General features: G+C 69.7%; 23 protein-coding genes. 12 read left to right on the top strand and 11 right to left on the bottom strand.

The genetic code is table 11. The features are described from left to right. Window positions 1-359: 359 nt before the first annotated feature. On the bottom strand, window positions 360-2,591 hold the full coding sequence (locus OG289_RS03860) for an alpha-L-fucosidase (protein ID WP_327312581.1): 2,232 nt from the start codon (window positions 2,589-2,591) through the stop codon (window positions 360-362). A 422-nt stretch (window positions 2,592-3,013) separates the two neighbouring features. On the opposite strand from OG289_RS03860, the gene OG289_RS03855 reads away from it, so the two are divergent. From OG289_RS03855 to OG289_RS03800, 12 genes are all read left to right on the top strand, one after another. Next, window positions 3,014-4,078 carry a sugar ABC transporter substrate-binding protein gene (locus tag OG289_RS03855; protein WP_327312580.1) on the top strand — a complete coding sequence of 355 codons (1,065 nt, stop codon included), beginning with the start codon at window positions 3,014-3,016 and terminating at the stop codon, window positions 4,076-4,078. A 45-nt stretch (window positions 4,079-4,123) separates the two neighbouring features. Then, a complete protein-coding gene (locus OG289_RS03850) occupies window positions 4,124-5,686 on the top strand; it encodes a sugar ABC transporter ATP-binding protein (RefSeq protein ID WP_327312579.1) in 1,563 nt (520 codons plus the stop codon). After that, window positions 5,679-6,722, top strand: a complete 1,044-nt coding sequence (locus tag OG289_RS03845; protein ID WP_327312578.1) for an ABC transporter permease — start codon at window positions 5,679-5,681, stop codon at window positions 6,720-6,722. Before OG289_RS03850 ends, OG289_RS03845 begins: the two co-directional genes overlap by 8 nt. A 95-nt stretch (window positions 6,723-6,817) precedes the next feature. Further along, window positions 6,818-8,143, top strand: coding sequence for an L-fuconate dehydratase (locus OG289_RS03840; protein WP_327312577.1), 1,326 nt, complete (start codon window positions 6,818-6,820; stop codon window positions 8,141-8,143). Next, window positions 8,136-9,038 (top strand): amidohydrolase family protein, encoded by a 903-nt coding sequence (locus tag OG289_RS03835; RefSeq protein ID WP_327312576.1) that lies wholly within the window; start codon window positions 8,136-8,138, stop codon window positions 9,036-9,038. The genes OG289_RS03840 and OG289_RS03835 overlap by 8 nt, the downstream gene beginning before the upstream one ends. Beyond that, the gene (locus tag OG289_RS03830) at window positions 9,029-9,466 is read left to right on the top strand and encodes an RbsD/FucU domain-containing protein (protein ID WP_327312575.1); all 438 of its coding nucleotides are present in this window, start codon (window positions 9,029-9,031) and stop codon (window positions 9,464-9,466) included. The genes OG289_RS03835 and OG289_RS03830 overlap by 10 nt, the downstream gene beginning before the upstream one ends. Beyond that, the gene (locus OG289_RS03825) at window positions 9,463-10,506 is read left to right on the top strand and encodes a zinc-dependent alcohol dehydrogenase (RefSeq protein ID WP_327312574.1); all 1,044 of its coding nucleotides are present in this window, start codon (window positions 9,463-9,465) and stop codon (window positions 10,504-10,506) included. Before OG289_RS03830 ends, OG289_RS03825 begins: the two co-directional genes overlap by 4 nt. After that, window positions 10,503-11,264: an SDR family oxidoreductase gene (locus OG289_RS03820; protein ID WP_327312569.1), complete on the top strand. Its 762-nt coding sequence runs from the start codon at window positions 10,503-10,505 to the stop codon at window positions 11,262-11,264. The genes OG289_RS03825 and OG289_RS03820 overlap by 4 nt, the downstream gene beginning before the upstream one ends. Continuing rightward, window positions 11,261-11,908 carry a bifunctional 4-hydroxy-2-oxoglutarate aldolase/2-dehydro-3-deoxy-phosphogluconate aldolase gene (locus OG289_RS03815; protein ID WP_327312573.1) on the top strand — a complete coding sequence of 216 codons (648 nt, stop codon included), beginning with the start codon at window positions 11,261-11,263 and terminating at the stop codon, window positions 11,906-11,908. Before OG289_RS03820 ends, OG289_RS03815 begins: the two co-directional genes overlap by 4 nt. Continuing rightward, complete coding sequence (locus OG289_RS03810) at window positions 11,905-12,942, top strand: sugar kinase (protein WP_327312572.1); 1,038 nt, start codon at window positions 11,905-11,907, stop codon at window positions 12,940-12,942. Before OG289_RS03815 ends, OG289_RS03810 begins: the two co-directional genes overlap by 4 nt. Window positions 12,943-12,977: 35 nt before the next feature. Next, window positions 12,978-13,979, top strand: a complete 1,002-nt coding sequence (locus OG289_RS03805; protein ID WP_327312571.1) for an aldo/keto reductase — start codon at window positions 12,978-12,980, stop codon at window positions 13,977-13,979. A 2-nt stretch (window positions 13,980-13,981) separates the two neighbouring features. After that, on the top strand, window positions 13,982-14,704 hold the full coding sequence (locus OG289_RS03800; protein WP_097282538.1) for a FadR/GntR family transcriptional regulator: 723 nt from the start codon (window positions 13,982-13,984) through the stop codon (window positions 14,702-14,704). Window positions 14,705-14,716: 12 nt separating this feature from the next. On the opposite strand, the gene OG289_RS03795 is transcribed toward OG289_RS03800, so the two are convergent. The 10 genes from OG289_RS03795 to OG289_RS03750 form a co-directional block, all read right to left on the bottom strand. After that, window positions 14,717-15,289, bottom strand: coding sequence for a bifunctional 4-hydroxy-2-oxoglutarate aldolase/2-dehydro-3-deoxy-phosphogluconate aldolase (locus tag OG289_RS03795; protein ID WP_327312570.1), 573 nt, complete (start codon window positions 15,287-15,289; stop codon window positions 14,717-14,719). Next, window positions 15,286-16,047 (bottom strand): SDR family oxidoreductase, encoded by a 762-nt coding sequence (locus OG289_RS03790; RefSeq protein WP_327312569.1) that lies wholly within the window; start codon window positions 16,045-16,047, stop codon window positions 15,286-15,288. Before OG289_RS03790 ends, OG289_RS03795 begins: the two co-directional genes overlap by 4 nt. Continuing rightward, entirely contained in the window at window positions 16,044-17,087 is a 1,044-nt protein-coding gene (locus OG289_RS03785) for a zinc-dependent alcohol dehydrogenase (protein ID WP_327312568.1), read from the bottom strand. Before OG289_RS03785 ends, OG289_RS03790 begins: the two co-directional genes overlap by 4 nt. Then, entirely contained in the window at window positions 17,084-17,341 is a 258-nt protein-coding gene (locus OG289_RS03780) for an amidohydrolase family protein (RefSeq protein ID WP_327312567.1), read from the bottom strand. The genes OG289_RS03785 and OG289_RS03780 overlap by 4 nt, the downstream gene beginning before the upstream one ends. Beyond that, window positions 17,260-17,997, bottom strand: coding sequence for an amidohydrolase family protein (locus OG289_RS03775; RefSeq protein ID WP_327312566.1), 738 nt, complete (start codon window positions 17,995-17,997; stop codon window positions 17,260-17,262). Before OG289_RS03775 ends, OG289_RS03780 begins: the two co-directional genes overlap by 82 nt. Window positions 17,998-18,058: 61 nt before the next feature. After that, on the bottom strand, window positions 18,059-18,406 hold the full coding sequence (locus tag OG289_RS03770) for an L-rhamnose mutarotase (RefSeq protein WP_327312565.1): 348 nt from the start codon (window positions 18,404-18,406) through the stop codon (window positions 18,059-18,061). Then, window positions 18,403-20,415, bottom strand: a complete 2,013-nt coding sequence (locus OG289_RS03765) for a hypothetical protein (RefSeq protein WP_327312564.1) — start codon at window positions 20,413-20,415, stop codon at window positions 18,403-18,405. The genes OG289_RS03770 and OG289_RS03765 overlap by 4 nt, the downstream gene beginning before the upstream one ends. Before the next feature lie 73 nt (window positions 20,416-20,488). Next, window positions 20,489-21,391 (bottom strand): carbohydrate ABC transporter permease, encoded by a 903-nt coding sequence (locus OG289_RS03760; RefSeq protein ID WP_327312563.1) that lies wholly within the window; start codon window positions 21,389-21,391, stop codon window positions 20,489-20,491. Between the two features lie 55 nt (window positions 21,392-21,446). Beyond that, entirely contained in the window at window positions 21,447-22,361 is a 915-nt protein-coding gene (locus OG289_RS03755; protein ID WP_327312562.1) for a carbohydrate ABC transporter permease, read from the bottom strand. Beyond that, window positions 22,358-23,722, bottom strand: coding sequence for an ABC transporter substrate-binding protein (locus OG289_RS03750; protein ID WP_327312561.1), 1,365 nt, complete (start codon window positions 23,720-23,722; stop codon window positions 22,358-22,360). The genes OG289_RS03755 and OG289_RS03750 overlap by 4 nt, the downstream gene beginning before the upstream one ends. Window positions 23,723-24,088 lie beyond the last annotated feature (366 nt).

Here is a 24,088-nt window from a genome sequence, read left to right as displayed (position 1 = left end):
GGAGTTGCTGTCCGGTACGCCCGAGGTGGCGGCGCACCCGGGGCACGCTTTGGCATCCCGGACGCAACCGGACCGCTCCGCCGCCGCACACGGGAACAGTGCTGCGCCTGCTGACCCTGAGCCTTCGGAGCTGACGTCCGGGGTGTCGAGGCGACAGCGACACGATCGCCCCTCCTCACCCATCTCCGTCGACGGCTGCGGCTGCGGCTGCGGCGGCACGATCCGTATCACGGGTATCCATGGAGAACGGTTGCCCCTCTGCGGCATCGCGCTGAAGCCGAACGTCGTGCAACCGACGCAGGTCCGGTTCGCACGGCACGGATTTGCGCCGCCACGTCAGCGGCAGCGGGCTCCGCCGGCTACAGCGCGGTGAAGGTCCACAGCAGGTTGGTGCTGCTGCCGTAGGTCCACTGCTTGGTGACGGATCCCGAGGCGACGTTGCCGCCGCCGTCGAGGACCAGGCCGGTGGTGCGGTTGGCGATCGAGTAGCGGTCGCCGCCCCGGTGGGTGATGGTCCACTGCTGGTTGGTGCCGCCGTTCCAGGCGGCCTGCCTGGCGGCGGAGCCGTCGGCGGTGGCGCCCCAGCCGTCGGCGACCATGCCGTTCGTGCGGTTCACCAGCCTGTAGTAGCCGCCTCCGACAGCCTCCGCATGCCACTGAAGGTTGGTGCTGCCGTCCCATGTCCACTGCTTGAGGTTGGACCCGGACGCCACGTTGCCGCCGCTGTCCAGGGCGAGGCCGTTGGTGGCGTTGGTGATCCGGAAGTACGTCGCCGGGTTGAACTGGACCCTCAGCGAGGTGATCTGGTCGTTGTTGCCGGTGACCCGCAGGTCGGGGTTGTCGGCGGTGAAGGTCCAGGAGGTGCCGGTGAAGTTGTCGCCGGAGTAGCCGATCACCTGGTATCCGGGGGCCGGCCGGAGGGAGGAGAGGGTGCCCGGGCCCGGTCCGGCCGCAGTCAGGTCGGCCGCGGTGTAGTTGCCGACGGTGAGCACGGCTGCCTTGCCGGTGTAGTTGACATCCGTGAAGACGACGGCGCCGGCGAGCGGCCGCAGGTCCGGGATCGTGCCGGAGAACGCGAGCTTCAGGACGTAGGCGTTGGCACTGTACGGCGCCGAGGACGGCAGGGTGACCGTGAGGCCGGAGGCGCTCTGGGCCGGCGTGGGCACGTCGATGTAGGTGCCGGCGGTGGAGCCGAGGAGCTTCACCGAGGTCAGCGACGAGAGGTTGATCCGGTCCGAGCTGAGGGTCTGGATCGTCAGCGAGCTGCCGGGCCAGCCCAGGACGGTGGCGTACAGGACGTCGTTGGCCTTGTTGCGGGTGAAGCGGATGTCCTGCGCGGTGCCGGCGTGCGGGGTGGTGAACGCGCCGCCTCCCATCTTCGTCGGGCCTTCGCCGTACGCCGTCCAGGCGCGGGTCGCGTAGACCGACTCGCCGAAGCGCTTCAGGTGGTCTCCGATACCGAGCAGGATGTCCTTCTGCGCCTGGGGGATGGTGCCGTCGGCCATCGGTGCGATGTTCAGCAGCATGTTGCCGTTCTTGCTGACCCGGTCGATGAACGAGTGCAGCATCTGCTGGATGTTGTAGTAGCCGATGCCCTGGGTGTAGCACCAGCTGCTGCTGGAGATGCTGTCGTCGGTCAGCCAGTACGGGGTGGTGAGATCGGCCGGACCGCCGCGCTCGTAGTCGAAGACCTCGCCCTTGCCGTTCATGCCGTCCTTGTAGGTGGCGACGACTTCACGGCCCCAGCTGTTTGCCTGGTTGTAGTAGTACGACAGGAAGTTCAGGCGCTGAGTCTCGTCGACGGCGTCCAGCTTGAAGTCCTGCCACAGGATGTCGGGCTGGGCGCGGTCGATGACCTCCTTGAGTTTGTCGTACCAGAGCTGGTTCTCCGCCGCCGGGCCCAGCTGTCCGTAGAGCTTCTTGAGGCTGCTGTCCGTCTGGGCGGGGACGTATTCGTAGAAGCCGTTGAAGTGGTACGCGTGGTGCATGGCCACCAGCAGCTTCAGGCCCTTGGCGCGGATGGCCGTGGAGAAGAGCTGCAGCAGGTTCAGTCCCGGGCCCTTGTTCACCGAGTTCCACTCGTTGACCTGGCTGTCCCACATGGAGAAGCCGTCGTGGTGCTCGGCCACGGGGCCGGCGAACTTGGCGCCGGCGTCGACGAACAGCTGCACCCACTCGTTGGGGTCGAAGTTGCCGCCGGCCGACTTCAGTTTGGGCGCGAACTTCACGGTGTTGCCCGCCAGGTCCTGCGCTCCGTTGATGAAATTGTGGTACGGCCATGCCGATGGCTGGCCGTAGGTCGCGATGTGGTGCTGATTGGCGTTGCTGCCCGCCTGGTACATGCTGCGCGGGTACCACTCGTTGTCGTAGGCGGGGACGCTGAAGGCGCCCCAGTGGAAGTAGATGCCGAACTTCGCGTCCTGGAACCACTCCGGGGCCGGCGGGTGCTGGTCGACCGAGTTCCAGTCCGGCGTGTACGTGCTGGGCGCCGCCTGGGCGACACCGGCGCTGAACACACCTCCAGCAACGGCCGCCGCGGCGACACAGGTGGCGGAGGCCAGGAACTGGCGTCTGTTGATCGAGCTCGACATGGACACATCCCTGATGCGGAAGGGGACAGGGGGAATACAGGGCCACGCATGAAGGTCGGCCATGTCGCCATGGGATGTCAACCAGCGTGCAGGGATGAAAGTGGCCACGACTTCGGGCAAGTTGCCCGATTCATGTCGATATAGTGGGCATTGCAATCATGCAAACATGCCATGTCTTGCAGTGCTTCATGGCCGACGCGAGCCATCAAGTGGCGACGATTGATGGGATGGATACTTCCCGGAAGGGCGTCCCTCCACCTCGCGAACGCCTGTGACCTGCTCTTTCGCCGCGACTTTGCGCAGAGGGCTGGACAGGCCACCGAAGGCCCCTCTATAAACATCCCATCTCTACTCCATGGCGACACACGGATGCCGTCGAGGCGAAACATCTCCCGCTACGGGACCAGCGCGAGGAAGCACTGATGAGACTCAGAACCGCCCTCTGTTCCGCCGTCTCCGCCCTGTCCGCACTGGCGCTGCTCAGTGCGTGCGGCAGCGGCTCCACCACGTCGGCGTCGTCGGGTGACGCGCCGCTGGTCGGCGTCGACTACCCGCGCTCCGACACCGACTTCTGGAACTCCTACATCAAGTACACGCCGGAGTACGGCAAGAAGCTCGGCCTCTCGCTCAAGACCACCAACTCGCAGAACGACGTCGCCAAACTCACCGCCAACGCACAGACGTTCATCAGCCAGGGCGTCAAGGGCATCGCGATGGCCCCGCAGGACACCGCCGCCATCGCGCCCACCCTGGCGCAGCTGGAGGCGAAGAAGATCCCGGTCGTCACCGTGGACACCCGCCCCGACACCGGCAAGGTCTACATGGTCGTCCGCGCCGACAACCGCGCCTACGGCGAGAAGGCCTGCCAGTACCTCGGCACCAAGCTCGGCGGCAAGGGCAAGGTCGTCATGCTGGAGGGCGGCCTCGACTCCATCAACGGCCGTGACCGCACCGAGGCGTTCAACGACTGCATGAAGAAGAACTACCCCGGCATCAAGGTGTTCGGCGAGGCCACCAACTGGGACGGGGCCGTCGCCGCGCAGAAGCTGCAGACCGACCTGACCGCCAACCCGGACATCAAGGGTGTCTACATGGAGGCCAGCTTCGCCCTGTCCGGCACGCTCCAAGTCCTCAAGCAGAAGGGCCTGTTGGTCGACCCGAAGGACAAGAAGCACGTCTTCGTCGTCTCCAACGACGGCATCCCCGAAGAGCTGAAGTCCATCGCCGCCGGGAAGATCGACGCCACGGTCTCCCAGCCGGCCGACCTCTACGCCAAGTACGCCCTGTACTACCTCAAGGCCGCGATCGACGGAAAGACGTTCAAGCCCGGCAAGACCGACCACGACAGCACCATCATCCAGGTCCGCGACGGTGTCCTCGAGGACCAGCTCTCCGCTCCGCTCGTCACCGCCGACGGCGGCACCTACGGCGGCGTCACCAGCGTCAAGAGCGACGACAAGGCGCTGTGGGGCAACAACCTCGGCTGATCCCTCCTCCGGAACGCGACGGCTCACGAGAACAAGGCGGTTGAGATGAGCGACGGGGAGCGAGCAGTCACCCCCGCGCCCGCCCCGGCGGACGACGGACGGGTCCCCTCCGACCCGCCCGTCGTCGAGGCGACGGGCATAGTCAAACGATTCGGTCCGACGGTGGCCCTGAACGGCGCCCGGATCACCATCAGGCCCGGCGAGACCCACGCGCTCGTCGGCCGCAACGGAGCCGGCAAGTCGACCCTGGTGTCGGTCCTCACCGGCCTTCAGGCCCCCGACGAGGGAACGGTCACCTTCGGCGGCGAGCCTGCCCCCCGCCCCGCCGACCGGGACGCCTGGCGGCAACGCGTGGCCTGCGTCTACCAGAAGTCCACGATCATCCCCACGCTGACCGTCGCCGAGAACCTCTTCCTGCACCGGCACGACCACGGACGCAGTCGGCTCATCAGCTGGCAGGCCACCCGTCGCCGCGCCCAGGACCTGCTGGCGACCTGGTCGGTGGACGTGGACCCACACACCCCTGCGGGCGAACTGAGCGTCGAACAGCGGCAGTTCGTCGAGATCGCCCGCGCGCTGTCCTTCGGCGCGCGGTTCATCGTCCTCGACGAGCCGACCGCCCAACTCGACGGGGCAGCCATCAACCGCCTCTTCGGCCGAATCCGCGACCTGCAACGCCAAGGCGTGACCTTCCTGTTCATCAGCCACCATCTCCAGGAGGTCTACGAGATCTGCGACATGGTGACGGTCTTCCGCGACGCCCGGCACATCATCACGGCGCCAGTGGCGGAACTCCCTCGCGCCGATCTGGTCGCCGCGATGACCGGTGAGACGGCGGCCGACCGGCAAGGGGAACGAGCGAGCACCCTCACTCACGACGCCACGGCCGCACTGGGCGTCCATGCTCTGCGAGGCGACGGGTACGACGACGTCAGCTTCCAGGTCGGGGCAGGCGAGATCGTCGGCCTCGCGGGCGCCGCCGGCAGCGGGCGCACCGAGGTCGCCGAGACCGTCGTAGGGCTACGGGCGGCAGCGGCGGGCGAGGTGGAGATCGCCGGGAACCGGCCCCGGCCGGGCAGTGTGCCCGCGGCGCTCGCCGCCGGCGCCGGGTTCGTCCCGCAGGACCGGCACCACCAGGGCTTCGTTCCCGACATGTCCATCGCGGACAACGCCACACTGTCCGTACCGAAACGCCTTGGCTCGAACGGGTTCCTGAGCCGCAGCCGCCGGGACCGGCTCGCCGAGCGCATGATCGAGAACCTGGCGATCAAGACCCCCGGGCCCGACCTGCCCGTCTCCGCCCTGTCCGGAGGCAACCAGCAGAAGGTCGTCATGGCCCGCGCCCTGGCCGACGACCCCCGACTGCTGGTCCTGATCAACCCGACCGCGGGTGTGGACGTGCGCTCCAAGGAGTTCCTCCTCGGCAAGGTCGAGGAGACCGCGCAGACCGGCACCGGAGTGCTCATCGCCTCCGACGAACTCGACGATCTGCGCATGTGCGACCGGGTCCTGGTGATGTTCCAGGGCCGAGTGACCTCAGAGATCGCCCGCGGCTGGCACGACCACGACCTCGTGGCCGCGATGGAAGGAGTGGCCCTCAATGCCTGAAACCGTCCTCGCGGACACCGCAGCCCCCACGGAAACGGAACCGGAGGCGAAGCGGATCGCGCTGCTCGGCGGCCGGATACCCCTGGCCCGGCTGCGCGACCTCGCGCTCGTCCCGGCGATCGTGGTCATCGCGATCGTCGGCCAGATCGTCAACCCGGTCTTCCTCCAGGCCGACAACCTCATCAACGTCCTGCAGACCATGTCCGAGATGGCTCTGCTGGTCCTCGCCCAGGCGATGATTTTGATCGTCAAGAAGATGGACCTTTCCCTTGAGTCCACCATGGGCCTCGCGCCCGGTGTCGCGGCCTGGCTGGTGGTGCCGACCGGCGCGGGACACGGTCTCGGGCTGCTGCCCGGCGCCTGGTCGATTCCCGTCACGCTCGCCGTGGGCGCGCTCGTCGGAGTGATCAACGCCCTGCTGATCATCCGCTTCGGCCTCAACGGCTTCATCGTCACCCTCGGCATGCTGATCGTGCTGCGCGGCGTCCTCACGGGCATCTCCGGCGGCCAGACCTTCTTCCAACTGCCCGAGTCGATGCTCTACCTGGGCACCGCCGAATGGTTCGGGATGCCGGCCTCCATCTGGATCTGCCTGGTCCTGTTCGCCGTCGCCATCGTCGTCCTCGGCTGGACCAGCTTCGGCCGCTCGCTGTACGCCATCGGCGGCAACGTCGACGCGGCGAAGGCAGCCGGCATCCGCACCGACCGAGTGCTGTGGATCGTCATCGTCACCGGCAGCGTGCTCGCCGCCCTCGCTGGGCTGATGCTCTCCGGACGGCTGGCCTCCGTTGCCTCGGGCCAGGGAAACGGCTACATCTTCACCGTCTTCGCCGCCGCCGTCATCGGCGGGATCAGCCTCAACGGCGGCAAGGGCACCATGTTCGGGGCGTTCTGCGGCATCCTGCTGCTCTTCATGATCCAGAACGTGCTCACCCTGGGCGGCGTCCCCGCGCAGTGGATCGGCGCCCTCAACGGTCTGATCATCCTGGTCGCCCTCGCCATCTCGCGCATCACGGGCGGCAAGGTCCAGGAGTGACCCGCGCGGCCGTCGCCGCCGGACCTCCCACAGCCGCCTCATTCTTCCGTCGCAGCGGGGCCGTGTGCCCCGCCTGCTCCTCAGGAGTTGCCGCAATGTCCTCCACCGTGCCCGCATCCGCCCGCATCGCCGCCCTGGACGTCCTCGACGTACGTTTCCCGACGTCCGAGCACCTGGACGGGTCGGACGCGATGAACCCCGAACCCGACTACTCCGCCGCCTATGTCGTCCTGCGCACCGACTCCACCGACGGACTGGAGGGCCACGCCCTCGCCTTCACCACCGGACGCGGCAACGACGTTCAGGCCGCCGCCATCGCGGCCCTCGCACCGCACGTGGTCGGCCTGTCCGTCGAGGAGGTCTGCTCCGACCTCGGCGCCTTCTCCCGCTCCTTGGTCCACGACCCCCAACTGCGCTGGCTGGGGCCGGAGAAGGGCGCCATCCACATGGCGACCGGCGCGGTCGTCAACGCTGCCTGGGACCTGGCCGCCAAGCGCGCGGGCAAGCCGGTGTGGCGGTTCCTCGGCGAGATGTCGCCGGAGGAGCTGGTCGCCCAGGTCGACTTCCGCTGGCTCAGCGATGCCCTCACCCCCGAGGAGGCGCTGGACATCCTGCGCCGCGCCGCGCCCGGCCGCGAGCACCGCATCGGCCGGCTGCTCGACCAGGGCTATCCCGCCTACACGACCACCCCCGGCTGGCTGGGCTACTCCGACGAGAAGCTGTCCCGCCTGGCCCGCGAGGCGGTCGCCGACGGCTTCACGCAGATCAAGCTGAAGGTCGGCGCAGACCTGGAGGACGACGTACGCCGCATGCGCACCGCCCGCGAGACGGTCGGCGACGACATCCGCATCGCCGTCGACGCCAACCAGAGATGGGACGTCCAGCCCGCCATCGACTGGATGCGCGCCCTGGCCCCCTACCAGCCGTACTGGATCGAGGAGCCCACCTCACCCGACGACATCCTCGGCCACGCCACCGTGCGCAAGGCCGTCCGCCCCATCAAGGTCGCCACCGGCGAGCACATCGCCAACCGGGTCGTCTTCAAGCAGCTCCTCCAGGCCGGCGCGGTGGACATCGTGCAGATCGACTCCGCACGGGTCGGCGGCGTCAATGAGAACATCGCGATCCTGCTGCTCGCCGCCAAGTTCGGCACCCCCGTCTGCCCGCACGCCGGCGGCGTCGGCCTGTGCGAGATGGTCCAGCACCTGTCGATGTTCGACTACGTCGCCGTCTCCGGTACAACCGAGGACCGCGTCATCGAGTACGTCGACCACTTGCATGAGCACTTCGTCGACCCGGTGCGCATCGTCCATGGCCACTACCTGGCGCCGACGCTGCCGGGGCTGAGCGCGCAGATGCACCCCGAATCCCTCAAGGAGTACACGTACCCCGACGGCCCCGTCTGGACCGCCCGTGTCTGACGGCCAGGCCCTCGTCGACGCCCACCACCACGTCTGGGACCTGGACCTGCGGCCGCAGCCCTGGCTGGACGAACCCGGCCATGAGCCGATCCGCCGCAGCTTCAGCTCGCTCGCCCTGCGCTCGGCCGCGACCCGGCCGATCGCCGGACGGCGGCTGACGAGCACGGTGGTCGTCCAGTGCGTCACGTCCGTGCCCGAGACCCGCGACCTCCTCGCCCTGGCTGAGAGCGACCCGCTGATCGGCGCGGTCGTCGGCTGGGCGGACCTGACATCCCCCGCGATCGGCGACGTCCTCGACGACCTGCGGACAGGGTCCGCCGGCCGGTGCCTGAGGGCCGTACGCCACATCGTGCAGGGCGAATCGGACCCGCACTGGCTCCAACGAACGGACGTAGAGCGGGGGTTGCGGGCGGTCGGAGAGCGCGGGCTCGGATACGACGTGCTGATCCGCAGCCACCAGCTCCCGCAGGCGATTCGTCTCGCGGAGCGGCTCCCGGAGCTGCCGCTCGTCCTGGACCATGCGGGCAAGCCGCCCCTCGCACGGCGAGAACTGACCGACTGGGCACGGCAGGTGCGGGCCCTGGCCAGGCATGCCCAGGTCCGCTGCAAGGTGTCGGGCCTGGTCACGGAGGCCGACCACGAGAAGTGGACCGTCGACGACATCCGCCCGGCCTGGGACGTCCTGCTCTCCGCGTTTGGCCCCGACCGGCTGATGTTCGGCTCCGACTGGCCGGTCTGCGTCCTCGCCGGCGGATGGAACCGCTGGGCCGCCACCGTCGAGGAACTCCTGGACGGCTGCTCCGGCCCCGAGATCCACGCGGTCCTCGCCGGCACCGCGACCGCCTTCTACCGCCTGACCCCCGCCCCGACGAAGGAGGGGACACTGTGCTCCTGACGGAACTGCTGCACCCCGGGATCCTCGAAGCCCTGGCCGGAGCCGGCCACGGTGCCCGCGTCCTGCTCGCCGACGGCCACTACCCCGCGAGCACCGCCACCGGCGAGCGCGCCAGGACCGTGCACCTCAACCTGGCCCCGGGCCTGCTCGACGTCTCCACCGTGCTCGACGTCCTGCTGCGCGCCCTGCCCGTCGAGGCTGCCCACGTGATGGTGCCGCCCGAGGGCGAACCGGAGCCGCCGGCCATCGCCGAATACCGCTCGAAGCTGGCACCCGTCCCGTTCGACACGCTCGGCCGCTTCGAGTTCTACGACGCCGCCCGATCGCCCGACCTGGCGCTGGCGATCGTCACCGCCGACACCCGTACCTACGCCAACCTGCTGCTGACCATCGGTGTCCGCGCTGAAGGGACCCTGACGACACGATGACACTTGCCGTCCGTTACATTTCCGCCCGCACCCTGGACACGGCTCCCGCCGAGCCCTCCCCTCTCGGTCCGGGTGAGGTGTTGCTGGCTCCCGCCTACGTGGGGATCTGCGGTACCGATCTGCACATCTTCCACGGCGATATGGACGCCCGGGTCGCCGCGCCCGCCGTTCTGGGACATGAGATGTCCGGCCGCGTCGTCCGCGTCGGCCCGGGCGTGCAGGGCTGGCGGCCCGGTGACGCGGTCACGGTGATGCCGTTGCGCTGGGACGACACCTGCCCGGCCTGTCTCGCGGGTCATCAGCACATCTGCCAGCACCTGGACTTCATCGGCATCGACTCCCCGGGCGCGATGCAGCAGCGCTGGACCGTGCCCGCCTCCACCCTCATCCGGCTGCCCGACACCCTTCCCCTGGACCTGGCCGCGCTCGTCGAGCCCACCGCCGTCGCCGTGCACGACGTGGGCCGGGCGAAGGTCATCGAGGGCGAGAAGGTCGTGGTGGTCGGCGGCGGGCCGGTGGGCGTCCTGATCGCGCTGGTCGCACGGGCCACCGGAGCCGACGTGCGGGTGGTGGAGCTGAGCGCGCACCGTCGGCTGCTGGCCGAGGAGCTGGGGCTGACGGCGTGGAATCCGGCCGACGACGACGTGCCGGCGCTGGTGGGTGAGTGGACCGGGCAGGCGGGCGCGGACGTGGCCTTCGAGGTGTCCGGCGCGGCGGGCGGCGTGGACACCGCGGTCGACGTGCTGGGAGTGCGCGGCCGGTTGTGCCTCGTGGCTATCCACCCCCGGCCCCGCGAGGTGAATCTGCATCGCTTCTTCTGGCGCGAACTCACTTTGGTGGGCGCCCGGTTGTATGACCGTTCCGACTTCGAGCGCGCGGTTGCCCTGGTGGCGGACGGCACGATTCCGGCCGGGCGGCTGATCAGCAAGGTCGTCCCCCTCACCGAGGCGCCCGCCGCGTTCGAGGCCCTGGAGGGCGGCGGCGACGTGATGAAGATCCTCGTGGACTGCACCACCGGCACCGAGGGAGCATCCGCATGACCTCCTTCGACCTCACCGGAAAGCTCGCTGTCGTCACTGGGGCGCGGCGCGGCATCGGCCGGGCCATGGCCCGCGCCCTCGCCGAGGCCGGCGCCGACATCATCGGCGTCAGCGCCAGCCTGGAGGCAGCCGGCAGCGCGGTGGAAATGGACGTCCTCGCCGTGGGCCGTTCCTTCGAGGCGATCCGTACCGACTTCGCCGACCCGCAGGCCGTACGGGCTCTGGGCGCGGACCTGGCCGGGCGGGAACGCCCGGTGGACATCCTGGTCAACAATGCGGGCACGATCCGTCGCGCCCCGGCCGCCCAGCACAGTGACGCGGACTGGGAGCTGGTCCTCCAGGTCAACCTGAGTGCGCAGTTCGCGCTGACCCGGGCGGTCGGCGCCGCGATGGTGGCCCGCGGCCAGGGGAAGGTCATCTTCACGGCGTCGCTGCTCAGCTTCCAGGGCGGCATCACGGTCCCCGGCTACACCGCCGCCAAGCATGGCATCGCCGGTTTGACCAAGGCGCTGGCCAACGAGTGGGCCCCGCGCGGCGTGAATGTCAACGCCCTCGCGCCCGGCTACATCGCCACCGACAACACCCAGGCCCTCCAGGACGACCCGCAGCGCAGCCGCGCCATCCTGGACCGTATCCCCGCCGGACGCTGGGGCAACGCCGACGACCTCGCCGGCGCCACCGTGTTCCTCGCCTCCGACGCCGCCGCCTACCTCCACGGCGTCATCCTGCCCGTCGACGGCGGATGGCTCGGCCGATGACCGGCGGCTTCGACTCCGTGCTGAACGGCTGCCGTCTCCTTCCCGTACTGACCGTGCCGTCCGAGGCGATGGCCGGCCCGCTGGCCGACGCACTCGCGGTGGGCGGTGCCCGGTGCGCCGAGGTCACCTTCCGTACCCCGGGCGCCGAGCGGGTGCTCAAGGAGATGGCCGCCCACGGTGGCCTGGCCGTCGGCGCCGGCACGGTACTCACGCCCGAGCAGGCGGAGCGGGCCGTGGCGGCCGGGGCCCGCTTCGTGGTCTCGCCCGGCTTCGACAAGGAGGTCGTCGCGAAGTGCCGCGAGCTGGGCGTGCCGGTCGTGCCCGGCATCGCCACCGCCACCGAGCTGATGCGCGCCCTGCGGGCCGGCCTCGACACCGTCAAGCTCTTCCCCGCCGAGCCGCTCGGCGGCCTGCGGACACTGCGAGCGCTCGCAGCGCCCTTCCCCGGGATGCGCTTCGTTCCGACCGGCGGGATCGACGCTTCCCGCCTGGCCGGCTACCTCGCCGACCCGGCGGTCCTCGCCGTCGGCGGCAGCTGGATGGCCACCTCCGCCCACCTGGAGCGCGGCGACTACAAGGACATCCGCCGACTGACCGTCGAGGCCGTCGAGGCCGTCGAGGCCGTCGAGAGGAGCATGACGTGATCGACGTGGTGGCCCTGGGCGAGGTGATGCTGCGCTTCGATCCGGGCGAGGGACGGATCCGAACCGCCCGCACCTTCCAGGTCTGGGAGGGCGGCGGCGAGTACAACGTGGTGCGCGGACTGCGCCGCTGCTTCGGCCTGCGGGCAGCCGTCATGACCGCGCTGGCCGACAACGCGGTGGGCCGGCTCGTCGAGGACCTGATCCTGCAGGGCGGCGTCGACACCTCGCTGATCCGCTGGACACCTGACGACGGGATCGGCCGCAGCGCCCGCAACGGGCTGAACTTCGTCGAACGCGGCTACGGCATCCGCGGCGCCCTCGGTGTCAGCGACCGCGCCCACACTGCCGTCTCCCAGCTGCGCAGAGGGGACGTCGACTGGGACGCCGTGTTCTCCGCCGGGGTGCGCTGGTTCCACACCGGCGGCATCTTCGCCGGCCTGTCCGACACCACACTGGACGTCGCGGACGAGGCCATGGCCTCGGCGCGCCGCCATCGCGTCACGGTCTCCTACGACCCCAACTACCGTCCCAGCCTGTGGGGCGGCCGGGGCGGCGCCGACGCCGCCCGCGAGGCCGACCTGCGGCTCGCCCGCCAGGCCGACGTCGTCGTAGGCGCACTGGGTCTGGCCGGGACGTATCCGGGACAGGCGCGCGTCGGGGCCGACGAGGTGGCGGACGCGCTCGCCGAGGTGGCCGGCCTGCTGCCCGAGGCGAAGGTACTGGCGACGACCCTGCGCGAGGTGCCCTCCGCCGGGGTCAACGACTGGTCCTCAGCCGGCTGGTCCGCCGAAACCGGCTTCGTCACCGGCCCTCGGATGCCCGGCCTGCAGGTTCTGGACCGCATCGGTTCCGGCGACGCCTTCGCAGCCGGCCTGATCCACGGACTGCTCAGCGACACCGGCCTGGAGCGCGCCCTGGCCTACGGCACCGCCCACGGCGCGCTCACCATGACCACGCCCGGCGACGTCTCCATGGCCACGCTCGCCGAGGTCGAGGCGCTCATCGCGGGCGGATCAGCCCACGTCAGTCGCTGACCGGCGCCCCCTTACCCGTATCCCAGGAGCACGTCTTGCACCAGCAGAAGATCCAGCACACGTCGGTCACGCTCACCGAACTCGGCTTCGGGGCGTCCGTGATCGGCAACCTGTATCGCGTCACCCCGGAGAACGATGCGACGGCCGCCGTCGACGCGGCCTGGGATGCGGGCATCCGCTACTTCGACACCGCACCGCACTACGGCCTCGGCCTCTCCGAGCGTCGCCTGGGCGCCGCCCTGCGAGGCCGCCCGCGCGACGAGTACGTCATCTCCTCCAAGGTGGGCAGGCTGCTGGTGCCCAACGAGGAGCCACACGGCGTCGACACCGAGGGCTTCGTCGTCCGCGACGACCTGCGCCGCCAATGGGACTTCAGCCGGGACGGCGTGCTCCGCTCCATCGAGGACACGCTGGAGCGCACCGGCCTGGACCGCCTCGACATCGTCTACCTGCATGATCCGGACGACCATTGGCGGCAGGCGGCCGAGGAGGCCATGCCGACTCTCGCCGAACTGCGCGACCAGGGCGTGATCGGCGCGATCGGCGCCGGCATGAACCAGTCGGCGATGCTCGCCCGCTTCCTGCGCGAGACCGCCGCCGATGTGGTGATGCTCGCCGGGCGCTACACCCTCCTGGACCAGTCCGCGCTGGACGACGTCCTGCCCGCCGCACAGGAACACGGCAAGAGCGTGGTGGCGGTCGGCGTCTTCAACTCCGGACTGCTCTCGCGCGACAGGCCCGCCGAGGGTATGAAGTACGACTACCAGGACGCCCCACCGGAACTCGTCGCGCGGGCGCTGGCCATCGCCGAGGTCTGCGCGACGCACGGCACCACCCTGCCCGCCGCCGCCATCGCCTTCCCGCACACGCATCCCAGTATCATCAACGTCACCCTCGGGATGCGGACTCCGGAACAGGTCGGACGAAACGTGGAACTCCATGATCAGCACATCCCTGACGGTCTCTGGGATGATCTCCGTGCTCAAGGGCTGATCAGGTCGGACGTACCCGCTGAGCGCGGTCGGGGTAGGGAGTAGCGGTGTCTCTGACGGACAAGGCCATCGAGCGGATCCGTGAGCTGATCCGGACCGGTGCCCTGCCACCCGGCTCGAAGCTCCCGCCGGAGCCGGACCTGGCCGCACAGCTGGGGCTGTCCCGCAACCTCGCCCGCGAAGCGGTCAAGGCGCTGGCCGTCGCACGGGTCCTGGAGGTCCGGCGGGGCGACGGCACGTATGTGACCAGCCTCCAGCCGAGCCTGCTGCTGGAGGGGCTCGGCGGTGCGGTGGAACTGCTGCAGGGCGACTCGGTCGCCCTGCAGGACCTCATGGAGGTACGCCGGCTCCTCGAACCGATCGCCACGGCCCTTGCCGCCACCCGGATCTCCGACGACCAACTGGCCGAGGTGAAGCGACACCTGGACGCCATGCGCGAGGCCCGCGACGACGTCGGACAACTCAACGCCCACGACGCCGCCTTCCACCGCGCCGTCATCTCGGCCACGGGCAACGAAACCCTCCTCGCCCTCCTCGAAGGAATCTCCGGCCGCACCCTGCGCGCCCGCATCTGGCGCGGCCTGGTCGACACTCAGGCAGCGGGCCGCACCCTCGCCGAGCATGAGGCGATCTTCAACGCGCTGTCCACCCGTGACTCCGCCCTCAGCCAGGCCGCCGCACTGCTGCACGTGAGCAACACCGAGCAGTGGCTGAGGGAATACCTGCGCTCCGGCGAACCCCTCCCCTTCGGAACGACAGCGCGGAACTGACGGGAGACGGCGTCAACGGCGCGTGCGCACCCGCACCGAAAGCGAACTGTGGCAGTCAGCCGGGCTCCGTGACGGAGACGGGTAGCCGGCCAGGTGGGAAGCGTCGATCCCGCCGGTCGGAACGAAGCGCATCCCGGGGAAGGGCGCTGCGAGCGCTCGCAGTGTCCGCAGGCCGCCGAGCGGCTCGGCGGGGAAGAGCTTGACGGTGTCGAGGCCGGCCCGCAGGGCGCGCATCAGCTCGGTGGCGGTGGCGATGCCGGGCACGACCGGCACGCCCAGCTCGCGGCACTTCGCGACGACCTCCTTGTCGAAGCCGGGCGAGACCACGAAGCGGGCCCCGGCCGCCACGGCCCGCTCCGCCTGCTCGGGCGTGAGTACCGTGCCGGCGCCGACGGCCAGGCCACCGTGGGCGGCCATCTCCTTGAGCACCCGCTCGGCGCCCGGGGTACGGAAGGTGACCTCGGCGCACCGGGCACCGCCCACCGCGAGTGCGTCGGCCAGCGGGCCGGCCATCGCCTCGGACGGCACGGTCAGTACGGGAAGGAGACGGCAGCCGTTCAGCACGGAGTCGAAGCCGCCGGTCATCGGCCGAGCCATCCGCCGTCGACGGGCAGGATGACGCCGTGGAGGTAGGCGGCGGCGTCGGAGGCGAGGAACACGGTGGCGCCGGCGAGGTCGTCGGCGTTGCCCCAGCGTCCGGCGGGGATACGGTCCAGGATGGCGCGGCTGCGCTGCGGGTCGTCCTGGAGGGCCTGGGTGTTGTCGGTGGCGATGTAGCCGGGCGCGAGGGCGTTGACATTCACGCCGCGCGGGGCCCACTCGTTGGCCAGCGCCTTGGTCAAACCGGCGATGCCATGCTTGGCGGCGGTGTAGCCGGGGACCGTGATGCCGCCCTGGAAGCTGAGCAGCGACGCCGTGAAGATGACCTTCCCCTGGCCGCGGGCCACCATCGCGGCGCCGACCGCCCGGGTCAGCGCGAACTGCGCACTCAGGTTGACCTGGAGGACCAGCTCCCAGTCCGCGTCACTGTGCTGGGCGGCCGGGGCGCGACGGATCGTGCCCGCATTGTTGACCAGGATGTCCACCGGGCGTTCCCGCCCGGCCAGGTCCGCGCCCAGAGCCCGTACGGCCTGCGGGTCGGCGAAGTCGGTACGGATCGCCTCGAAGGAACGGCCCACGGCGAGGACGTCCATTTCCACCGCGCTGCCGGCTGCCTCCAGGCTGGCGCTGACGCCGATGATGTCGGCGCCGGCCTCGGCGAGGGCGCGGGCCATGGCCCGGCCGATGCCGCGCCGCGCCCCAGTGACGACAGCGAGCTTTCCGGTGAGGTCGAAGGAGGTCATGCGGATGCTCCCTCGGTGCCGGTGGTGCAGTCCACGAGGATCTTCATCACGTCGCCGCCGCCCTCCAGGGCCTCGAACGCGGCGGGCGCCTCGGTGAGGGGGACGACCTTGCTGATCAGCCGCCCGGCCGGAATCGTGCCGTCCGCCACCAGGGCAACCGCGCGCTCGAAGTCGGAACGGTCATACAACCGGGCGCCCACCAAAGTGAGTTCGCGCCAGAAGAAGCGATGCAGATTCACCTCGCGGGGCCGGGGGTGGATAGCCACGAGGCACAACCGGCCGCGCACTCCCAGCACGTCGACCGCGGTGTCCACGCCGCCCGCCGCGCCGGACACCTCGAACGCGACATCCGCGCCCGCATCCCCCGTCCACTGCTGCACCAGCGCCGGCACGTCGTCGTCAGCCGGGTCCCACGCCGTCAGCCCCAACTCCTCGGCGAGCAGCCGGCGGTGGGCACTCAGCTCCACCACCCTGACCTCGGCCCCCACGGCCCGCGCGACCAGCGCGATGAGGATGCCGACCGGACCACCGCCCACGACGACGACCCGCTCGCCTGCTCGCACGTCGGCCCGCCCGACATCGTGTACGGCCACCGCCGTGGGCTCCACCAGCGCGGCCCGGTCCAGAGCGAGAGAGTCCGGCAGCCGGATGAGGGTGGAGGCGGGCACGGTCCAGCGCTGCTGCATCGCGCCCGGGGAGTCGATGCCGATGAAGTCCAGGTGCTGGCAGATGTGCTGATGACCCGCGAGACAGGCCGGGCAGGTGTCGTCCCAGCGCAACGGCATCACCGTGACCGCGTCACCGGGCCGCCAGCCCTGCACGCCCGGGCCGACGCGGACGACGCGGCCGGACATCTCATGTCCCAGAACGGCGGGCGCGGCGACCCGGGCGTCCATATCGCCGTGGAAGATGTGCAGATCGGTACCGCAGATCCCCACGTAGGCGGGAGCCAGCAACACCTCACCCGGACCGAGAGGGGAGGGCTCGGCGGGAGCCGTGTCCAGGGTGCGGGCGGAAATGTAACGAACAGCAAGCGTCATCGTGATCCCAAGTCCCGTTCAGTACGAGTGAGGCGGTAGAAGGTGGTCGCGGTGCCCGCGAGAATCGCCGAGGTCTCGTCGGCGGAACATCCGTCGAGCAGTTCGTCCACCGTGGCAGCCCAGCGGTTCCAGCCTCCCGCGAGATTCGCCACCGGCCAGTCCGAGCCGAACATCAGGCGGTCGGGGCCGAAGACGGAGAGCAGGACGTCCCACACCGGGCGGATGTCGTCGACGGTCCACCTCTCGTGGTCCACCTCTCGTGGTCCGCCTCGGTGATCAGCCCCGACACCTTGCACACCACCTGCGGGTGTGCGGCCAGCAGGCGCAACTGGTGTTCCCAGTCGGCCAGTTCACCGTCGCCGATCAGCGGCTTGCCGGCGTGGTCGAGCACCTGGGGCAGGTCTGGGAACCGCTCGGCCAGCCGGATCGCCTGGTCGAGCTGGTGGCTGCGGACGAGCACGTCGTAGCAGAGCCCGCGGTCCCGGACCGCCGCCAACCCGCGTTCGACAGCGGGGCGTTGCAGCCATCCCGAATCCGTCTCGCCCTGCACGAGATGACGCAGGGACCGCAGATACGTACCGCCCGGCCCGGCGAGCAACCCGTCGAGCAGGTCGCCGATCCCAGGGGACGTCAGGTCCGCCCAGCCGACCACGGCCCCGATCAGCGGCTCCCACTCCGCGAGCGCGAGCAGGTCCTCGGTCTCGGGCACATCCGGCACGCACTGCACGGCCACCGTGCTGTGCAGACGGCGGCCCGCGATGAGTTGGGTGGCGGTGGTACGCAGGTCGTCGGGGGTGAAGGTGCGGCGGATCGTCGCCAGGGCGGGGTCGTCGAGCCAGGGCTGCGGACGCTGGTCGAGGTCCCACAGGTGGTGGTGGGCGTCGATGAGTGGGGCGGTGGTGGGGGTCACTGGTGGTCCAAGTCGGGTCGGTCCACGTCGGGCGGGGCCACGTGAGTCTGGGCGAGGTGTGTCAGGCGCTGGTGGAGTCACCTGGCGGGTTCAGGTGCCAGATCTCGGGGAGTTCCGTCCACTGGCGGGAGTCGCCCCGGTCGGGCCAGGGCTCCTGGCAGGGGTCGGTGAGTTTCCACCACTCCTGGGTCTCGGGGTCGGCTTCGAGGACGGCCATGTCGGTCTCGAAGTCGTCGCCGTGGTACTCGAAGTAGGCGAACAGCACATCGCCGTGGAGGAAGATGCTGTAGTTGCGGATGTTCGACCGGTGCAGGGTGGCTTCGATGCCGGGCCAGACGGCCGAGTGGAGTTCGAGGTACTCCTCGCGGTGCTCGGGTCGGAGCCTGATGGTCTGGGCGAGGCGCTTCATGCGGTTTCTCCCTGCGTTCCCGGCGAGGGCAGGTCGGCCGGGGGGTCGAACGGTGTGCGGTAGCTGGGTGTGTTGGCGCGCAGCTGGAGGCGCAGGGTGAGCTTGACGCGGCTGGAGGCGGGCAGCCGGACCGTCAGGAAGGCGCTGTCGCAGACCTGCTCCGACTCGGTCACGACGGGCTCGGTGTGGCCGTAGTCGTACATGTCCCCGATCCAGGTGTCGTCCTGGCAGGTGGTGTACCGGACGGCGGTGATGGTGTGCTCTGCGAAGGCGCCGGCCTGCACGATCACCGTGCGCGTGGACTCGGGGGAGAGGTTGACGAGTTCGACGGTGGTCGCCTCGGGGTCGATGGAAGTGACCAGCGCGGCCACGTCCGGCGGCAGGCCGGCACGGCGGGTCTCGGCGTCGTGGTAGCGCAGCCGGGCCTGCTGCAGGCCGCCGTTGTAGAGCACCTGGGGGCCGCCCCAGGTCAGCTGGACCAGGGCTTCGGTGACCACGGGGTTGGACTGCTGCCACACATGGATGTCGGCCTCGGGCACGTCCAGGTCGCGGTAGCGCTCGATGCGCTTCAGGCGGTGGCGGACTTGGGCCTGGGCGGTGGCGAGGATCCGCTCGGGGTAGCCGGGGTCGTCGCCGGCGAGGAAGGCGAACCACGCCTTCTCGTGCCCGGACTCCTCCTTGGCCCTGAACGGCCGGACGGTGCGCCAGTCGATGCCGTCGACTTCGCGCAGCCCCTCCAGCCGGGCGCGGTCGGCGGCGGAGGCCGTGTGGTGCCACAGGGCCACCGGGACGGGCGGGGTGGCCGGGTTGTAGTCGAACCAGCCCGATTCGTTGTGGCGGAAGGGGAGGTGCGGAGTGGGTGTGTGGATGTCGGGGCCGAGTTCGACCGCCCACTTGGAGGGGAGGCTGGAGTCCGCTTCGGTGTGGGGCATCACCTTGCCGCGTTCGATCAGGGCGTCGAGGGAGGTCGCGACCATGGAGAGGTAGTCGTCGTCCCCGGTGACCGTGGCCGCCGCCAGCGCCGCCACACAGGCCGCGTGGCCCACGCTGTGCCAGCCGTGCGGCCAGGACCAGCCGTAGTGGCCGCCGTACCAGCGGCCCTCCAGCAGGCTGCCGACGACGCCGTCCGGGCCGACGTTGTCCGGGATGAGGCCGCCGTTCGCCACGGTGCGCTCCCGCCACGCGCCGACGTACTCGACGATCCAGTCGCGGTAGCGGTCCTCGCCGGACAGGATCCAGGCGTTGAGGACCAGCCCGGCCGCGGCGAGGTTGACCGCGGTGTCGCCGACGCCCATCCGGTCCCGCATCTGCGCGCCGAGACGCGGGTCCGCGGAGAGGGGGTGGGGGCCGTCGCCGGCCTCGGGGATCCAGTCGAGCGGGAAGCCGTACGTCTGCGCTTCCTTCTCCAGCCAGGGATAGACGTCACCGTCGAACAGGCCCGTGCGGTCGGGGTCGCTGCCGTTGTGCGCGCGGGTGATGACGCGGTGCTCGGGGTCGTAGTTGCCCTTGGCCGGGTCGACGTACAACTCGGCGAAGCGCAGAGCGCGTTCGGACCAGCGGTCGGGGGCGGCCATGCTGAGGAAGTAGAGCAGCAGCAGGCTCTCGCCCTGGTGAAACCAGTCGTAGCCGCGCTCGAACTCGTCGCGAAGCATGCCCAGTTCGGTGAGCTGCCGGGTCACGCCCTCCCAGTGCTTCTCACTGGCGGGCAGCAGATCGTCGGCGCCGCCGAGGAGATACAGCTGGGGCCAGTTGAAGAACACCTCGTAGAAGTCGTCCACACCGTCACGGGTGGTCAGCGGTTCGGAGTAGTTCAGCCGTCCGTCCGGACCGGTGAAGTCGTGGGCGAAGCGCCGCCAGGCGTGGTCGAGGAGGTCGAACAGGGACCGCTGGGCCACGGCCCAGCCGGGCGGTTCGAGAAGCGGCACCCCCGCCTCGATCTCGGGTGGCGCGACCGGGTGGTCGCTGGGGGTGTCCTCGGCCGTGGTGCGGTCGGCAGAGCTGAAGGGCATGGGAGATCTCCGTTCGGGGCGGGCGGCGGGACGGCGTACGCCGGGGACGACGGCCGGCGGTCGGGACGGGCCGCTATTCCTTGGTGCCGCCGGCGAGCATCCCGCTGACCAGGAAGCGCTGGGCGAAGAGGAAGACGATCAGCACGGGCGTGACGGCCACGAGCGTCGCCAGAGCCAGCTGCGGCCGCTCGATCGCGAGGGTGCCGACGGCCGGATTGAAGGACGGCACGTTGCTGAGCAGGGATCCGACGCCCACCTGGATGGGCATCTGGCTGCTCTCGGGGAGCATGACGTACGGCAGGAAGTAGTTGGTCCAGTTGGCGACGAAGCTGAAGAAGCCCACGAGCGCGATGACCGGGGTCGCCAGCGGCAGCGCGATGTGCCAGAAGACGCAGAACTCCGAGCAGCCGTCCATCCGTGCCGCCGCCAGCAGGTACTTCGGTACGGCGGTGGTGAAGTAGATGTACGTCAGGTACACGCCGAACGGGTAGAACGAGTACGGCAGGATGATCGACCACATCGTGCCGATCAGGTGCACCGCGTTGATCTCCAGGAACAACGGCACCACCAGGGTGGCGTTCGGCATGAGCATCACGACCAGCGTCGCGACCAGCAGGGTGTGCCGGCCGCGGAACTCGGTCATGGCCAGGGCATATCCCGCGGGAATGGCGATACCGAGAGTGATGACCAGCGAGATCACCGCGTAGAGCGCGGAGTTGCCGAGCCACTGCATGACGGCGTTGTCCTGGAACGCCGTGAGCGCGTCCCAGTTGGTCTTCAGCGCATGGAAGGAGCCGAAGGACAGCGGATTGTCGTGGACCAGTTGCTGGTCGGTCTTGGTCGCCGCGAGGACGAGCCACAGTACCGGCAGCACGAAGAAGGCGAGGAACCCGGCCAGTACGGATCCGGTCAGCAGCCGGGAGGCCAGGCGCCGTACGGGCCGGCGGTGCGGCGGCTGGTGGTGAGATCGGCTCATGAGGGGTGCTTCCCGTTCCGAGCTCGCCGTGGCGGCGACTCGGCTGACAGGGGTTCTAGTCGGCATCGAAGAACCCCGACCGTGCGACGAAGACGGCGGCGGCCGACACACTGACGACCAGGAGCTCCACCGAGACCGCGGCGGCGCCGTTGATGTTGTTCATCTGGAAGGCGAAGTCGTACGTCAGCTGGTTCAGCGAGTAGTCGCGTCCGGCCACGCCCACGCTGGCGAGGGACAGCAACTGCGGCTCGACGAAGAGCTGGGCGCCGCCCGCGAAGGCCAGGATCACCATGTACACGATCCACTTGCGGAGCATCGGGATCTGCACGTGCCAGGCGGTCTGCCAGGCGCCCGCGCCATCGATGCGCGCGGCTTCCATCACATCCGTGGGGATGTTGTTGAGCGCGCCGTACATGACGACGATCCAGCCGCCCGCGCCGGTCCAGAACGCGATGATGGTGAACAGCAGGGGCAGGTTGCCGGGCGCGATCACCTCGCCGAAGGTGTGGAATCCCAGCGCGCCCAGCAGCGAACTGACCGGGCTCACCGTCGGGTCGAGCATGAACAGCCACACCAGCACACTGGCGGCGCCGGCGAGCGCTCCCGGGATGTAGTAGAGGAAACGCAGCGCCTTGCTGGCGGAACCCGAGGCCAGGCGGTGCAGCAGCAGCGCCAGGGCCACCACGAACACCACCAGGGACAGGAGCCAGAAGGCGAGGTAGGTGGCGACATGGCCCACGGCGTCCATGAAGCGGAAGTCCTGCGCCGTGGTCACGAAGTTGGCGAAGCCGGTGACCCTGCCCCCGGCGTCGGTGAAGGCGAAGTAGATCGCGTATGCGGTCGGAAGGACGCCGAAGGCGATCAGCAGGACCACGTAGGCGGCGACGAAGGCCATACCGGCCCGGCTCTGCCGGGAGGCGCCGCGACGGCGCCGGGTGGCAGAACCGGCCGGAGAGTGGGAGAGGGTCACTGGGAGACCTTGTATCCGTTGGACTTGGCGTACTTGACGATGGAGTCCTGCCAGGCCGGCAGCAGCGAGACGACGCTCTTGCCCTGGGTCAGGCCGGGCTTGACGGTGGCGGCCCAGATCGCCTCCTGGCTGAACTGGCCCGAGCCCCAGCCGTTCCAGACCTGGGAGGAGGCGTCCTTGAGGGCGCTCAGGTCGCTGGCGAAGTAGCCGGAGGCATCCTGTCCCTTCAGCCAGGTCTCGGCCGCCGGCGTGTACGCGGGGAAGCCCGGCGCCTTCTCGCCCTGGTAGGCGTTGTCGGTGGTGACCCACTTCAGGAAGTCGGTGGCGGCCTTGATGTGCGCGGAGTGCTTGGACAGCAGCCAGGTGCCGCCGCCGACGTTGCCGGTGGACGGCGAGGTCTCCCCCTGCCACTGGGGGATGGGTGCGGCCGCGACCTGCTTGGCCGGCGTCTTGAAGGTGCCCTCGAACAGCGCGCCGCCATACCAGGCCGGACCCGGCATGAGCAGGACCTTGTCGGCCTTGTTCTTGCCGAAGTCGGTGCTGAAGACCCCGCTGATGGACATGGACTTGTTCTCGATCAGCACGTCCATGAGCTTGGCCATCTTGGTGCAGGCCTCGCTGGAGGTGTTCACCGACACAGCCTTCGGGCCGGTGATGTGGTTGGCGCCGCACTTGCTCGCCCACAGGTAGATCTCGGGCGTGAAGGAGTCGCCGGCGTCACCCACGAGGTAGCCCGGGTGCTCCTTGGCCACCTTCTCGCCGAGCTTCTGGTACTCCTCCCACGTCGTCGGCACCGAGTAGCCGAACTTCTTCAGCAGCGGAGCGTTGTACCAGAGCACCGCCTGGGAGAGGTCGTTGCGCAGACAGTAGACGGTGCCGCCCACCGTGCAGACGTCGTTGGCCCCGCTCGCGAACTTCCCCAGGGACGCCGAGGGGATCAGGCCCTTGTCGAGCGGAGCGGCGAAGCCCGCGTCGACCGCCCAGGTCGCCTCGTTGTTCTGGGAGCTGAACACGACGTCCGGCCAGCCCTTGCCGGTACGGTTGAAGAGCTGGACCTTGGTCTGGAGGTAGTTCGAGCCGTTGGCGTCGCCGTCGTAGGTGACGATGTCCAGCTTCACGTCCGGGTGCTGCTGCTGATACAACTTCGCGGCCTCGACACGGGTCGCGTCCACCCAGACGGTCAACGCACCGTCCTTCTGTGACACCTGGGCGAAGCCGTCCTTGGTCGTCGTACCCGTGGCGCCGCCGCCTCCACAGGCAGTAAGGGCCAGCGCTGCGGTGGCCGCGCAGCCGGCCAGCAACGCCGCACGCCTCTTGCTGGACGCACTCTCCCGGCCGGACGAAGGCTTGTTGACGGTCATGTGCGACTCCACTTGTTTCACAGGGCGCCCCGAGCAGATGGGCAGGTGGCGCGTGGATGGGTCGACGCCGGGCCGAACCGGTCGGGCGTCGGGGACAGCGACGGCCGTCCCGATTGCCGTCGCGGAAGAAATTAGCCGCCCCATCGAGGGTTCCGTCAAGGGTTTGTGCGGGCTTCATCCCAGCGAATTGCGTGCGATGCGGTGTCGTAGGACGAGAAATGTCTGATAGAAGACTGTTTATACCAGTTAGAGATCCCGCTCTATGATGTGGATCTACTGCTTAATGAGTACGACTCATTGATGCTTGAGATACGATGAGCGCGGCTCCACAGCGATCAGCCGCCACAGTTGCGTCAGCCAGGAGGC

It is taken from the genome of Streptomyces sp. NBC_01235 (genome assembly GCF_035989285.1).
Taxonomy (GTDB): domain Bacteria; phylum Actinomycetota; class Actinomycetes; order Streptomycetales; family Streptomycetaceae; genus Streptomyces.
This window is presented reverse-complemented; position numbering and strand designations above follow the sequence as displayed.

What these genes read in the sequence shown, in the direction of transcription:
- OG289_RS03860 (WP_327312581.1), bottom strand. Translation starts at nt 2,591, where the DNA reads ATGTCGAGCTCGATCAACAGACGCCAGTTCCTGGCCTCCGCCACCTGT.
- OG289_RS03855 (WP_327312580.1), top strand. Translation starts at nt 3,014, where the DNA reads ATGAGACTCAGAACCGCCCTCTGTTCCGCCGTCTCCGCCCTGTCCGCA.
- OG289_RS03850 (WP_327312579.1), top strand. Translation starts at nt 4,124, where the DNA reads ATGAGCGACGGGGAGCGAGCAGTCACCCCCGCGCCCGCCCCGGCGGAC.
- OG289_RS03845 (WP_327312578.1), top strand. Translation starts at nt 5,679, where the DNA reads ATGCCTGAAACCGTCCTCGCGGACACCGCAGCCCCCACGGAAACGGAA.
- OG289_RS03840 (WP_327312577.1), top strand. Translation starts at nt 6,818, where the DNA reads ATGTCCTCCACCGTGCCCGCATCCGCCCGCATCGCCGCCCTGGACGTC.
- OG289_RS03825 (WP_327312574.1), top strand. Translation starts at nt 9,463, where the DNA reads ATGACACTTGCCGTCCGTTACATTTCCGCCCGCACCCTGGACACGGCT.
- OG289_RS03820 (WP_327312569.1), top strand. Translation starts at nt 10,503, where the DNA reads ATGACCTCCTTCGACCTCACCGGAAAGCTCGCTGTCGTCACTGGGGCG.
- OG289_RS03815 (WP_327312573.1), top strand. Translation starts at nt 11,261, where the DNA reads ATGACCGGCGGCTTCGACTCCGTGCTGAACGGCTGCCGTCTCCTTCCC.
- OG289_RS03795 (WP_327312570.1), bottom strand. Translation starts at nt 15,289, where the DNA reads ATGACCGGCGGCTTCGACTCCGTGCTGAACGGCTGCCGTCTCCTTCCC.
- OG289_RS03790 (WP_327312569.1), bottom strand. Translation starts at nt 16,047, where the DNA reads ATGACCTCCTTCGACCTCACCGGAAAGCTCGCTGTCGTCACTGGGGCG.
- OG289_RS03785 (WP_327312568.1), bottom strand. Translation starts at nt 17,087, where the DNA reads ATGACGCTTGCTGTTCGTTACATTTCCGCCCGCACCCTGGACACGGCT.
- OG289_RS03770 (WP_327312565.1), bottom strand. Translation starts at nt 18,406, where the DNA reads ATGAAGCGCCTCGCCCAGACCATCAGGCTCCGACCCGAGCACCGCGAG.
- OG289_RS03765 (WP_327312564.1), bottom strand. Translation starts at nt 20,415, where the DNA reads ATGCCCTTCAGCTCTGCCGACCGCACCACGGCCGAGGACACCCCCAGC.
- OG289_RS03760 (WP_327312563.1), bottom strand. Translation starts at nt 21,391, where the DNA reads ATGAGCCGATCTCACCACCAGCCGCCGCACCGCCGGCCCGTACGGCGC.
- OG289_RS03750 (WP_327312561.1), bottom strand. Translation starts at nt 23,722, where the DNA reads ATGACCGTCAACAAGCCTTCGTCCGGCCGGGAGAGTGCGTCCAGCAAG.